This is a genomic window from Micrococcus sp. KRD070 (assembly GCF_017168435.1).
Lineage (GTDB): Bacteria > Actinomycetota > Actinomycetes > Actinomycetales > Micrococcaceae > Micrococcus > Micrococcus luteus.
The window spans coordinates 165659-178752 of sequence record NZ_JABFNH010000024.1; the positions used below are offsets into that span (position 1 = coordinate 165659).

9 protein-coding genes and 1 pseudogene are annotated in these 13094 nt (G+C 72.2%); 7 read left to right on the forward strand and 3 right to left on the reverse strand.

Annotated elements, in window-relative coordinates:
• Positions 1-27: 27 nt before the first annotated feature.
• The 4 genes from J1M38_RS10415 (at position 28) to J1M38_RS10430 (ending at position 5382) form a co-directional block, all read left to right on the forward strand.
• Positions 28-1560: a leucyl aminopeptidase gene (locus J1M38_RS10415; protein ID WP_044659535.1), complete on the forward strand. Its 1533-nt coding sequence runs from the start codon at positions 28-30 to the stop codon at positions 1558-1560.
• A gap of 115 nt (positions 1561-1675) precedes the next feature.
• Positions 1676-3055 (forward strand): dihydrolipoyl dehydrogenase, encoded by a 1380-nt coding sequence (gene lpdA, locus J1M38_RS10420; protein ID WP_036383063.1) that lies wholly within the window; start codon positions 1676-1678, stop codon positions 3053-3055.
• 98 nt (positions 3056-3153) lie between these two features.
• Positions 3154-5019, forward strand: a complete 1866-nt coding sequence (sucB, locus tag J1M38_RS10425) for a 2-oxoglutarate dehydrogenase, E2 component, dihydrolipoamide succinyltransferase (RefSeq protein ID WP_044659522.1) — start codon at positions 3154-3156, stop codon at positions 5017-5019.
• An 18-nt stretch (positions 5020-5037) separates the two neighbouring features.
• The gene (locus tag J1M38_RS10430) at positions 5038-5382 is read left to right on the forward strand and encodes a hypothetical protein (RefSeq protein ID WP_010078527.1); all 345 of its coding nucleotides are present in this window, start codon (positions 5038-5040) and stop codon (positions 5380-5382) included.
• Positions 5383-5498: 116 nt separating this feature from the next.
• Here J1M38_RS10430 and J1M38_RS12270 read toward each other — a convergent pair whose 3' ends face one another.
• Positions 5499-6146 carry a hypothetical protein gene (locus J1M38_RS12270; protein ID WP_241253806.1) on the reverse strand — a complete coding sequence of 216 codons (648 nt, stop codon included), beginning with the start codon at positions 6144-6146 and terminating at the stop codon, positions 5499-5501.
• A 409-nt stretch (positions 6147-6555) separates the two neighbouring features.
• Positions 6556-7413 (reverse strand): annotated as a pseudogene (locus J1M38_RS12275) (LacI family DNA-binding transcriptional regulator); the annotation flags it as partial.
• A gap of 340 nt (positions 7414-7753) precedes the next feature.
• On the opposite strand from J1M38_RS12275, the gene J1M38_RS10445 reads away from it, so the two are divergent.
• From J1M38_RS10445 to J1M38_RS10455, 3 genes are all read left to right on the forward strand, one after another.
• On the forward strand, positions 7754-9076 hold the full coding sequence (locus J1M38_RS10445; protein ID WP_044659341.1) for a maltose ABC transporter substrate-binding protein: 1323 nt from the start codon (positions 7754-7756) through the stop codon (positions 9074-9076).
• Between the two features lie 118 nt (positions 9077-9194).
• Positions 9195-10832, forward strand: a complete 1638-nt coding sequence (locus J1M38_RS10450; protein WP_020624872.1) for an ABC transporter permease subunit — start codon at positions 9195-9197, stop codon at positions 10830-10832.
• 86 nt (positions 10833-10918) lie between these two features.
• Positions 10919-11815, forward strand: a complete 897-nt coding sequence (locus J1M38_RS10455; protein WP_205810729.1) for a sugar ABC transporter permease — start codon at positions 10919-10921, stop codon at positions 11813-11815.
• A gap of 40 nt (positions 11816-11855) precedes the next feature.
• On the opposite strand, the gene J1M38_RS10460 is transcribed toward J1M38_RS10455, so the two are convergent.
• Positions 11856-13094 (reverse strand): acyl-CoA desaturase (locus tag J1M38_RS10460; protein ID WP_206501240.1); only part of this gene is annotated, 1239 nt, incomplete at its 5' end.

The window sequence follows — 13094 nt, forward strand, 5'->3', positions numbered from 1 at the left end:
CCCCACCCCCGGAAGAGAGGCCCGTCCGTGATCACCCTGGACCGCCCGACCCTGACCGCCCGCGCCCTGGAGGACTTGACCGCCTCCGCCCTCGTGGTGGGGGTGGGCACCGGCCCGGACGGCCCCGTGCTCCTGACGGACGCGCTGCCGGCCGAGGCGGCCACCGCCCTCGAGGCCTCGTTCGAGCTGCTGGGCGTGCGGGGCGCCGAGGACGAGGTCCATCGCCTGCCGGGCCTGGGCGGCGTGCCGGTGCCGCTGCTGGTCCTGGCCGGCGTCGGCGGTCTGGACGACGACGGCGAGGCCGCGGACGAGTCCCTGCGCCGCGCCGCCGGGGCTGCCGTGCGCTCCCTGGCCGGCACCGACGCCGTGGCCCTGGCCCTGCCGGCCGACACCCCGGCCCGACTGGCCGCCGTCGCCGAGGGCGCCGTCCTGGGCGCGTACGCCTTCACCGCCCAGAAGTCCGAGCGCGCCCGCGCCGAGACGGACACGTCCCGTCCCGTCCGCGAGGTCGAGGTCGTCACCCCGCTCGCCGCCGCGGACGCCGACCCCGTGCTGCGCCGGGCCGCCGTCGTGGGCGACGCGGTCTGCGCCGTGCGCGACCTGGTGAACACGGCCCCCTCGCACCTCTACCCGGCCACGTTCGCGGACGCCGTCGCGGAGGACCTCGCGGACTCGTCCGTGAGCGTGGACGTGTGGGACGAGGACCGCCTGCGCGCCGAGGGCTTCGGCGGCATCCTCGCGATCGGCCAGGGCTCCTCCCGCCCGCCGCGGCTCGTGCGCATCGAGCACGCGCCGGCCGACGCCGCCGCGCACATCGCGCTGGTGGGCAAGGGCATCACCTTCGACACGGGCGGCATCTCGCTGAAGCCCGCCGCCTCGATGATGACGATGAAGTCGGACATGGCCGGCGCCGCCACCGTCTTCGCCGTCGTGCGCGCCGCCGCGGCCCTGGACGTCCCTGTGAAGGTGACCGGCTGGCTGGCGCTGGCCGAGAACATGCCCTCGGGCACCGCCATCCGCCCGTCCGACGTCATCACGATGTACGGCGGCAAGACCGTGGAGGTCATGAACACGGACGCCGAGGGCCGCGTCGTCATGGCCGACGCCCTCGTGGCGGCCACCGACGAGCGACCCGACGCGGTGCTCGACGTGGCCACCCTCACCGGTGCCCAGCTGGTCGCCCTCGGCGTGCGCCACACGGGCGTCATGGGTGACGACGCGCTGCGCGACGAGGTCGTCGCCGCGGCCGACGCGGCCGGGGAGCTCGCGTGGGGCATGCCCCTGCCGGAGCAGCTGCGCGCCTCGCTCACTTCGCGCGTTGCGGACATCTCCAACATGGGCGACCGCTTCGGCGGCATGATGACCGCCGCCACCTTCCTGCGCGAATTCGTCGACGCCGGACGGTCGGAGGGCGACGCCGCCGCACGGACCCCCTGGGCCCACCTCGACATCGCCGGCCCCTCCTTCAACGAGTCGGCCGCGTACGGCTACACCCCGCAGGACGCCACCGGCGTGATGGTGCGGACCCTGGTGGGTCTCATCGAGGGGCGTGCCCGGTAAGGTTGGTCCCGATGTCCACCGCGTCCCCGGCCGCGCGGCCCGCCGCCGACGGCCGGGGGTGGCGGTGACGCACCACCACCACGATCCACCGACCCCAGCACCAAGGAGCAACACCGTGGCCGACAAGGCAACCGCTCAGGAATTCGACGTCCTCGTCCTCGGCGGTGGCTCCGCCGGGTACGCCGCAGCCCTGCGTTCCGTGCAGTACGGCAAGTCCGTCGCCCTCGTGGAGAAGTCCAAGGTCGGCGGCACCTGCCTGCACTGGGGCTGCATCCCCACGAAGGCCTACCTGCACGCCGCCGAGGTGGCCGATGAGACCCGCAACGCCGCCAAGTTCGGCGTCAACGCGACCCTCGAGTCCGTGGACATGGCGAAGGTGCGCGACTACAAGGACGGCATCGTCGCCGGCAAGCACAAGGGCCTGGCCGGCCTGCTGAAGATGCGCAAGGTCCAGGTCATCGAGGGCGAGGGCAAGCTCGTCTCGAAGAACGAGGTCGAGGTCGACGGCACCCGTTACACGGCGGAGAACATCGTGCTGGCCTCCGGCTCCGTGGCCAAGACCATGGGCCTGCCCATCTCCAAGAAGATCATGACCTCCACGGAGGCCCTCGAGCTGGACTACACCCCGAAGTCGGCCATCGTGCTCGGCGGCGGTGTCATCGGCTCCGAGTTCGCGTCCCTGTGGAACTCCTTCGGCGTCGACGTCACCATCATCGAGGGCCTGAAGACCCTGGTCCCCAACGAGGACCCGGCGATCATCAAGGTCCTCGAGCGCGAGTTCAAGAAGAAGGGCATCAAGACCAACCTGGGCACGTTCTTCGACAAGGTCGAGGAGACCGACTCGGGCGTCAAGGTGACCCTCGCGGACGGCAAGGAGTTCGAGGCCGAGGTCTGCCTCGTCGCCGTCGGCCGCGGCCCGAACACCGAGGGCCTCGGCTACGAGGAGCAGGGCGTCAAGATGGACCGCGGCTTCGTCCTCACCGACGAGCGTCTGCACACCGGCGTCGGCAACATCTACGCCGTGGGCGACATCGTTCCCGGTCTGCAGCTGGCGCACCGCGGCTTCCAGCAGGGCATCTTCGTGGCCGAGGAGATCGCCGGCAACAAGCCGATGGTCGTCGAGGACATCAACATCCCGAAGGTCACCTTCACCGAGCCGGAGATCATGTCCGTGGGCTACACCCAGCCCAAGGCGGAGGAGGAGTTCGGCAAGGACAACGTCGAGGTCGCCGAGTACAACCTGGCCGGCAACGGCAAGTCCTCGATCCTCGGCACCGGCGGCATCATCAAGATGATCCGCCAGAAGAACGGCCCGATCGTGGGCGTGCACGGCATCGGCAAGCGCATCGGCGAGCAGATCGGCGAGGCGCAGCTCATCGTGAACTGGGAGGCCTACCCCGAGGACGTCGCCCAGTTCGTGCACGCGCACCCCACGCAGAACGAGGCCCTGGGCGAGGCCGCCATGGCCCTGTTCGGCCACCCGCTGCACAGCTGACCCACCGCACTGACCATCCCGGGCCCGTGCGTCGGGCCCACCTCGCAACCCCGGGTGGGCGCCCCCGGCGCCCACCCCTCATGAGGAGCATCGGAACCATGTCTGAAACCGTGAACCTGCCCGCCCTGGGCGAATCCGTCACCGAGGGCACCGTGACCCGCTGGCTCAAGGCCGTCGGCGACGAGGTCGCCGTCGACGAGCCCCTGGTGGAGGTCTCCACCGACAAGGTCGACACCGAGATCCCGTCCCCCGTGGCCGGCGTGCTCGAGGAGATCCTGGTCGAGGAGGACGACACGGTCGAGGTCGGCGCCCCGCTGGCCACGATCGGCGACGGCTCCGGCGGCGGCTCCGCCGACGCGTCGGAGGACGACGCCGCGGCCGAGGAGCCCGCCGTCGAGGAGGCGCAGCAGGACGACGCCCAGCAGGAGCCCGCAGGCGAGCCGGCTCCGGAGGAGCGCGCCTCCACCGACCAGGGCTCGGACGGGGCCCCGTCGGCCGGCGGCGAGGCCTCCGAGGTCACCCTGCCCGCGCTGGGCGAGTCCGTGACCGAGGGCACCGTGACCCGCTGGCTGAAGTCCGTCGGCGACGAGGTCGAGGTCGACGAGCCGCTGCTCGAGGTCTCCACCGACAAGGTCGACACCGAGATCCCCTCCCCCGTGGCGGGCACCCTCCTGGAGATCCGTGCGGAGGAGGACGACACCGTCGAGGTGGGCGCCGTCCTCGCGCTCGTCGGCTCCGGCTCCGCCGGCGGCGGCTCCGCCCCGTCGGAGGGCTCCTCCGGTCAGGACGAGGCGTCCGCCGAGGAGATCGAGGACAAGGCGACCGAGGCCGAGGCCCCCGAGGAGACCGAGGAGGCCGCCGAGGCCGCCGGCGCCGAGAAGTCGGAGAAGACGCCCGAGGCGTCCCCGTCCGAGGAGGCCTCCCGGCGCGAGTCCGCTGAGCGCGACTCCGCGCAGGCCGAGTCCGCCGAGGCGCCCTCCGCCACCGAGCCCGGCCAGGGCTACGTGACCCCGCTGGTGCGCCGCCTGGCCCACCAGAACAACGTGGACCTGTCCACGGTCCGCGGCACGGGCGTCGGCGGCCGCATCCGCAAGCAGGACGTGCTCGCCGCCGCGCTGGCCTCGCAGGCCGCCGCGGGCGGGTCCGAGGCTCCGGCCGAGCAGGCCTCCGAGGCTGCCGCCCCGTCGTCGGCCCCGGCCGCTGCGTCCGCCCCGGCCGCGAGCTCCTCCGTGGACCCCTCGGTCCGCGGCGAGGTGGAGAAGGCGCCGCGCATCCGCCAGGTCATCGCCCAGCGCATGCGCGAGTCCCTCGACCTGTCCACCCAGCTCACCCAGGTGCACGAGGTGGACGTCACCCGCATCGTGCAGCTGCGCAAGAAGGCCAAGGCCTCCTTCCAGCAGCAGGCCGGCGTGAACCTGACGTACCTGCCGTTCATCACCAAGGCGGTCGCCGAGGCCCTCAAGCAGCACCCCAAGCTGAACGCGTCGTTCTCCGAGGACAACAAGGAGATCACCTACCACGCGTCCGAGGACATCGCGATCGCCGTGGACACGGAGAAGGGGCTGCTGGTGCCCGTCATCAAGGACGCCGGCTCCCTGAACCTGACGGGCCTCGCCCAGAAGATCGCCGACGTGGCCGAGCGCACCCGCACGAACAAGATCTCGCCGGACGAGCTCTCGGGCGGCACGTTCTCGATCACGAACATCGGCTCCGTGGGCGCGCTGTTCGACACGCCGATCATCAACCAGCCGCAGGTCGCGATCCTGGGCACCGGTGCGATCGTGAAGCGCCCCATGGTGGTGACCGACGCGGACGGCAACGACTCGATCGCCATCCGCCACATGATGTACCTGTCCCTGACCTACGACCACCGCCTGGTGGACGGGGCCGACGCGGGCCGCTTCCTGACGACGCTGCGTCAGCGTCTCGAGGGCGGCGAGTTCGCCAACGAGCTGGGTCTCTGACGGAAAGGGAGAAGGACTGTGGATATCCTGCACAGCATCCTGGTGGCCGTGCACATCGTGTCCGCCGCAGCGATCGTGGGCGGTTGGTTCGCGCACTTCCGCAACCCGACCGTCACCACCTCGCAGTGGTGGGGCTCCGTGGGCATGATCGTCTCCGGCGTGGTGCTTTTCGGCCTCGCCATGAGCGGGGAGCCGAACCACATGAAGCTGGGCGTCAAGTTCCTGATCGGCGTCATCGTCTTCGTGGCCGCCCTGATCGGCCGCCGCAAGTCCAACCGCGGGGAGGTCGTGCCCACGGGCCTGGCCCACGCGGTGGGCGGTCTGGGCCTGGTGAACATCCTGGTCGCCGTCCTCTGGCAGTGATCAGCCCAGGCGGCTGACGCCGCACCACGCCGCGGGCCCCGGGGAGCTTCTCCCCGGGGCCCGCGGCGTCCCCCCGTCTGGACCGCCGGCCTCCGGCGCTGGATCCGGGCCCGGGGTCAGCGCGGATCGACGGTCTCGACCCGCCACGTCCGACCCGCCGCGCCGCCGTCCCGCCCCTCGGGGCCCTCTCCGTGGCCGCTGCGCAGGACCAGCACGACCTCCTCGGCCGTCGCCTCCCGATGCGCCGCCACGCGTCCCGCGCGGTCCAGCACGGTGTGGGCCGACGTCCGGAGCACGGCGTCGACACGCAGCGCGTCGTCCCCGGCCCGCCGGGCGGGTCCGGCCTGCTCCACCGTCACCTCGAGGCCGGAGAAGGCGAACCCCTCGTCCGTCAGCCGGCGCAGCAGATCCCGGTCGTTCTCCCACGCCGGTCCCCCGGGCACGGCGTAGGCGTCCAGTCGCGCAGGCTCCGGGTCGATGAGCGCGGCAGTCCGGGCGTGGCCGACCGCGGCCAGCGCCTCGCCCACGTCGACGGCGTCCTCCCCGGCGGCGTCCTCCCCGGGGGCACCCGCGTCCGGCACCCTCGCCGGCGTCCCGCTCTCCGGCGTCCCGTCCGCCGGGCGCGCCGCGTCCACCGAGGTGCCGGCCGGCACCGCGCCCGCCGGCTCCGGCGCCCCCTCCGTCGCGTCGCCCAGGGACGCCGGCCACCACAGCCCGGCGGTGCCGCCGCCGACGGCCAGCGCGGTGGCCAGCCCGGCGGCCACGAGGACGCCCCGGCGTGGCGCCGCCCCCCGTCGGCGCGCGAGCGCGCGCCGTCTCGGAGCCGTGCGTCGTCCCCGGCGTCGCCGCGTGGGCCCGGAGCCCGGCAGCACCGTGGGCAGCAGGTGCGCCACCTCGGCGGGGGCGGCCTCTCCCAGCGGGACCGGCTCGGGCCGGGCCGTCGCGTATACGGCTGCGGCGGCCTCCTCCGCGCTCGGCCGCGCCGCCGGGTCCGGGGAGAGCGCCGCATCGAGCAGCAGCGCGAGCTCGGGGGACGCTTCGGGGACCAGGACGGGCAGCGGCGCCCGATGCCCGGCGGCGCCCGGCGCCCGACCGGTGAGCGCGTACCAGCCCAGGGCGGCCCTGCTCGAGCGGGTTCTGGTCCACGGTGCTGATGCCCAGGCGGGCGGCCTCGGGGTGGCCGTCCAGGCCCATCACGGACACGTCCTCGGGCACGCGCAGCCCCAGGGAGTGGGCTGCCATCCAGGTGCCCATGGCCATCTCGTCCGAGATGCACATGACCGCCGTCGGCCGGCGCCGCGGGTCGGCGAGAAGGGCGCGCGCCTGGTGGTAGGTGCCGCCGATGGTGAAGTCCGCGGGCACCATCCAGTCGGCCGGCGTGCGCACCCCGATGGCGGCGAGGGCGTGCAGGAACCCGCGGGTGCGCTCGGTGCTGACCTGGAACTCGATGTCCTCGTCCACGCGGCCCACGTAGGCGATGTCCCGGTGTCCGAGCTCCAGCAGGTGCTCGGTGGCCATCCGTGCGGCGCGGGCGTCGTCCACCTGGACGGCGGTGAACCAGTCCGGCAGGGTCTCACCCGCCGGCAGGCGGCCGCCGACGGCGATCACGGGCAGGCCGAGGCGTTCGAGTCCGGCGAACTCGAACACGCTCAGCCGGAACGAGAGGGTGATCAGGGCGTCCAGCCGCCGTCGGGGCAGCAGGTCGGAGATGACCGTGGATCGACGCTCCGGGTCCTGGCCGACGTCGTAGAGCGTCAGGTCGTACCCGTGCCGCACGAGCTCGTCCGCGGCGCCCTCGAGCACGGCGGCGAAGAACCACCGGTGGACGGAGGGGGTCACCAGCCCGATGTTGCGGGTGCGGCCCGAGGCGAGCGAAGAAGCGGCGGAGTCCGCCACGTAGCCGAGCGTGGCGACGGCCTCCTGGACTCGGGTGCGCGTGGCGGCCGCCACGGGGCCGGAGCCGGTGAGGGCGCGGGAGGCGGTGGCGGTGGAGACCCCGGCCATGCGGGCGACGTCCTTGATGCCGACCATCGGCGGTCCTCCTCCCGGTTCATGGGGTTCTGCGGCGGGGCGGGTGCACGACGGCGGCGGGCCGGGGGTCGATGCGTGGCACCAGAGTACGGCACGGCAGGCGCGGTGGTGGAAGCGCTTCCATTCCGGTTTCAGCCGGTCTTGACCTCCGCCCCCACTCCCGCATGCCCGTGTTCATGCGGGAGCGCACCTCTGTGTGGCATATCACAGTGGAAGCGTTTACACTCCTGGGGACTGACTCCTTCAGCCGCCGGGGGCAGGCGCCGTCTCACCGCGGGGCCCACGTCGGCGACGCAACGGCCGGCGCATGCCGCGGGCCACCCCTCGTGAAAGGCACATCATGCAGTCGACGACGACCGGCGGCCTCTTCCGCCGCCCGCTCAGCCTGACCCTCACCGCGGCGTTCTCCGCCCTCGCGCTCACCGCGTGCGGCGGCGGCTCCTCCGCCCCGGCGTCCTCCTCCCCGGCCGGCGCCACCGAGCAGGGCACGGCCACCGCGTCCCCGAGCCAGGACCTCTCCGAGGCCGGCGCCAGCACCATCACCATGTGGGTGGACCAGAACCGCCAGGAGCCGCTGCAGGCCGTGGCGGAGGACTTCAAGGAGGACACCGGGATCACGGTGGAGCTCGTGGTCAAGGACAACTCCACGATGAAGGACGACTTCATCACCCAGAACCCCACGGGCGAGGGCCCGGACGTGATCGTCGGCGCCCACGACTGGATCGGCTCGCTCGTGCAGAACGGCACCATCGAGCCCCTTGAGCTGGGCGAGAGAGCCGGCGACTTCGTGGAGTCCTCCGTGCAGGCCGTCACCTATGAGGGTCAGACCTGGGGCGTGCCGTACTCCGTGGAGAACATCGCCATCCTGCGCAACACCGAGCTGGCCGAGTCCACCCCGGCCTCCTTCGACGAGATGATCGCGGAGGGCCGGAAGGCCGTCGACGCCGGCGAGGCCGAGTACCCGTTCGTGGTGGGCCTGGACGCCGTCAACGGCGACCCGTACCACTTGTACCCGTTCCAGACCTCCATGGGCGCCCCCGTGTTCAAGCAGGCCGAGGACGGCTCGTACGACACCGGCTCGCTGGCCATGGGCGGGCCCGAGGGTGAGGCCTTCGCCGAGAAGCTGGCCGAGTACGGCGAGTCCGGGGTGCTGAACCCGAACATGACCGCGGACATCGCCAAGGAGCAGTTCAACTCCGGCAACGCGGCCTACTTCATCACCGGCCCGTGGAACATCGAGGAGGCCGAGGCGGCCGGCGTCGACTTCGAGGTCGAGGCCATCCCGTCCATGGGCGACCAGCCGGCGCAGCCGTTCGTGGGCGTCAACGCCTTCTTCGTCTCCTCAGAGTCCGAGAACCAGCTGGCCGCGAATGAGTTCGTGGTCAACTACCTCTCCACCGAGGCGGCCCAGGACGCGCTCTTCGCCGAGGGCAAGCGTCCCCCGGCGCTGACCGCCTCCTTCGACAAGGCGGCCTCGGACGAGACCGTGAAGGCGTTCGGCGAGATCGGCGAGAACGGCGTCCCCATGCCGGCGGCCCCCGAGATGGGCGCGGTGTTCGAGTTCTGGGGCGGCGCCGAGATGAGCATCATCAAGGGCGAGGGCGACCCGGTCCAGACCTGGCAGAAGATGATCTCCGACATCGAGGGCCGCATCGGCCAGTGATCCGGCGCGGTCCACCTCCGGCGTCCCCGCGGGGACGCCGGAGGCGGACCGTGGCCCTGCGCCCTCGGGGCGCGCATCCCCCCCTTCCACGGCAGGCCCTCGGGCCGGATGAGGAACCATGAGCCCGTCTTCCACCGCGTCGGACCGGTCCGACGCCGCCACCGCCGCCCTCGACGACGCCGCGCGCCGCACCGGCCCGGGCCGCCGTCGTCGTGCGGACGCCCGGGGTACCGAGGGCCTCGGCGGCACGCTGGCCAAGATCGTCCTGCTGGGCCTCGTGGACGCCTTCGCGGCGTTCCTGCTGTTCCAGCTCGCGGCCGCGGGGGACTGGGTGGTGTTCGCGCTGACCCTGGCGGTCACGATCGGCATCAACTGGATCTACCTGCGCCGCGGCGGCCTGCCGGCCAAGTACCTCGCCCCCGGCCTGTTCTTCCTGATGCTGTTCCAGGTGTTCGTGGTGGTCTACTCCTCCTACGTCGCCTTCACGAACTACGGCGCCGGGCACAACTCGGACAAGGCCGCGGCGATCGAGATCATCCAGCGCTCCTCCTCCATCCGCGTGCCGGACTCCCCGGTGTACGACATCACGGTGCTGGAGGAGGGCGGCGACCTCTACCTGCTGACCCTGCGGGACGGGGAGCCCGTCCTCGGCGGCGCGGACCAGGCGCTGGAGCCGGTCGAGGCCCAGATGCAGGACGGGGAGCCGGTGGGGGTGGAGGGGTACACCACCCTGCGGTTCGGCGACCTGCTGCAGCGTCAGGACCAGGTCGCCCGCCTGAAGGTCCCGCTGAGCGACGACGCCGCGGACGGCACCCTGGAGACGCGCGACGGCTCCCGCGGGTACGTGTACGCGCCGCGTCTGGAGTACGACGAGGCCCGGGACACCTTCACGGACCTCGAGAGCGGCGTGGAGTACCGGGACAACGGCGAGGGCCAGTTCCAGGCGGACGACGGCAGCACGCTGCAGACCGGCTGGCGGGTGTTCGTCGGCCTGGACAACTTCACGCGCGCGTTCACCGACCCCGAGCTGCGCGACCCGCTCCTGCGGGTCACCGTGTGGACCTTCGCCTTCGCGTTCCTGAGCGTGGCCACGACGTTCGCCGTCGGGCTGCTGCTGGCGATCGCCTTCAACCGTTCGGACATGCGCGGCAAGAAGGTCTACCGGGTGATGATGATCCTGCCGTACGCGTTCCCGGCGTTCCTGTCCGGCCTCGTGTGGGCCGGCCTGCTCAACCCGGAGTTCGGCTTCGTCAACACCGTGTTCTTCGGCGGCGCGGACATCCCGTGGCTCACCGACCCGTGGCTGGCCCGGCTGTCGGTGCTCGTGGTGAACCTGTGGCTGGGCTTCCCCTACATGTTCCTGGTGACCACGGGCGCCCTGCAGTCCCTGCCCGAGGACGTGGACGAGGCCGCCCGCATGGACGGCGCCGGCCCGTGGCGCATCTTCCGCTCCATCAAGCTGCCCCTGCTGCTGGTCTCGGTGGCGCCGCTGCTGATCTCCTCGTTCGCGTTCAACTTCAACAACTTCAACATCATCTACATGCTGACCGGCGGCGGACCGCGGTTCCCCGACGCGGGCTCGAACATCGGCGCCACAGACCTGCTGATCACGGTCGTCTACAAGACGGCGTTCAGCGGGGTGGGGCGCGACTACGGCCTGGCCTCCGCCCTGTCCATCGTGATCTTCCTGATCGTGGCGACCATCTCGGCGATCAGCTTCCGGCAGACCAAGGCGCTCGAGGAGATCGACAAGTGAGCATCCCCCAGGATTCCGGACGGCCCCGGCCGGACGCCCCGACCTCGCCCCTCGCCGCCGCCCTGGCGCAGCAGGAGACGGACCCGCTGCGCTGGGAGGAGGACCCGGCCCCGCCACGACGCCGCCGCTCGTTCGGCCGCTGGATGCGGGAGCTGGGCTGGCGTCACGCGGTGGGCGTGCTGGCCAGCGCGTTCGCACTGTTCCCGCTGCTGTACGTGCTGTCCGCGTCGCTCGACCCGACCGGCACGATGGCGAGCTCGAACCGGCTGTTCTCCTCGTTCAGCGGGCAGAACTACGTGGACCTGTTCAGCGACCCGAACCGGCCCTTCGGCCGCTGGTTCCTCAACACGATGGTGATCGGCGTCATCACGTCCGTGATGACGGTGTTCCTCGGCGCCCTGGCCGCCTACGCGTTCTCCCGGATGCGGTTCACGGGCCGCCGCGTGGGGCTGCTGACGCTGCTGCTGGTGCAGATGTTCCCGCAGCTGCTCGCGGTGGTGGCGATCTTCCTGCTGCTGACCTACATCGGCAACCTGGTGCCCGTCCTGGGCATCGGCTCGCAGCTCGGCCTCATCCTCGTGTACCTGGGCGGCGCGCTCGGGGTGAACACGTACCTGATGTACGGGTTCTTCAACACCATCCCGCCGTCGCTGGACGAGGCTGCCAAGCTCGACGGCGCCTCGCACGCGCGGATCTTCTTCTCGATCATCCTGCGCCTGGTGACCCCCATCCTCGCGGTGGTGGCCCTGCTGTCCTTCATCACCACGGTCTCGGAGTTCGTGATCGCCTCCGTGGTGCTCACGGACCCGTCCGCGCAGACGCTCGCGGTGGGCCTCTACGGCTACGTCTCGGAGACCCGCTCCGAGAACTGGGGTGTGTTCGCGGCCGGCGCCGTGCTGGCAGCCCTGCCCGTGATGGCGCTGTTCCTGTTCCTGCAGCGGTACATCGTCTCCGGCCTCACGGCCGGCGGCGTGAAGGGCTGAGCCGAGGGCGGCGGTGGGAGGGGCGCCCGCCCCTCCCGCCTCACGGCAGCGCCAGCCGGAACACCTTCTTCCACGCGGAGCCCACCTGCCGCAGCAGCGGGCCGGTCGTGTAGGGCAGGCCGTAGCGGGCGCAGATCTCCCGGACCCTGGGCGCCACCTCGGCGTACCGGCTGGACGGCAGGTCCGGGAACAGGTGGTGCTCCACCTGGTGGGAGAGGTTGCCGGTCATGAAGTGCATCAGCTTCGAACCGGAGATGTTCGCGGAGCCGATCATCTGCCGCACGTACCAGTCGCCGCGGGTCTCGCCGTCCACCATCTCCTCGGAGAACGTCTCCGCACCCTCCGGGAAGTGCCCGCAGAAGATGACCGCGTGCGCCCAGATGTTGCGCAGGCCGTTGGCGAGCAGCGTGCCCACGAGCGCGGCCTTGCCCGAGCCGGTCAGCACCTCGGCGACGGCCGGCGTGGCCACGTAGTCCTTCGCGAACTGCCGTGCGGCCTTGACGCCCACGGAGCGCAGATCCGTCATCAGTTCCTCGCGGGACTTCTCGCCGCTCTGCACGCGGTCCAGCTCGAGGTCGTAGAGCGCGATGCCCCACTCGAAGATCGGCGCCAGCCCCGCGTTGATCACGGGGTTGAGCAGGTGCCGCGGCTGCCACGGCTCGGACTCGTCCATGCGCAGCACGTTGTAGCCCACGTCCCGGTCCTTGCCGACGACGTTGGTCCAGCGGTGGTGCAGGTCGTTGTGGGTGTTCTGCCACGCCCGCGACGGCGTCACGAAGTCCCACTCCCACGTGGTGGAGTGGATGTCCGGGTCGCGCATCCAGTCCCACTGGCCGTGGAGCACGTTGTGCCCGATCTCCATGTTCTCCACGATCTTCGCGACCGTGAGCATGGCTGTGCCCGCCACGAACGCGGCGGGGTGGCGTGCGTTGAGCAGGAGGGCGCGGCCGCCGAGCTCGAGCCGGCGCTGCCAGCGGATGACGCGGCGGATGTAGGCCGCGTCGGAGGCGCCGCGGCGGGCGAGCACGTCGTCGCGGATCGCGTCCAGCTCCCGGCCCAGCTCGGCCACCTGCGCGTCCGTCAGGTGGGCGGCGCCGGGCGGGCGCACCGCCGGGCTCCCGACGACGCCCGGCAGCCCCGGCGTCGCGGCGGCGGTGGGGCGGGACTCGGCGGTGTGCGGAGCCCAGCTCGTGGTGTCGGGGCGGTCCTGCGGCAGGACCCGGGCGGCGCGGCCGCGCACGGTGGTGCCGGGGATGGCCAGGGCCAGATCGTCCGGGGC

Excerpts from the sequence above, each read along its gene's own strand:
- sucB (WP_044659522.1), top strand. The coding sequence starts at position 3,154 with ATGTCTGAAACCGTGAACCTGCCCGCCCTGGGCGAATCCGTCACCGAG.
- J1M38_RS10445 (WP_044659341.1), top strand. The coding sequence starts at position 7,754 with ATGCAGTCGACGACGACCGGCGGCCTCTTCCGCCGCCCGCTCAGCCTG.
- J1M38_RS10450 (WP_020624872.1), top strand. The coding sequence starts at position 9,195 with ATGAGCCCGTCTTCCACCGCGTCGGACCGGTCCGACGCCGCCACCGCC.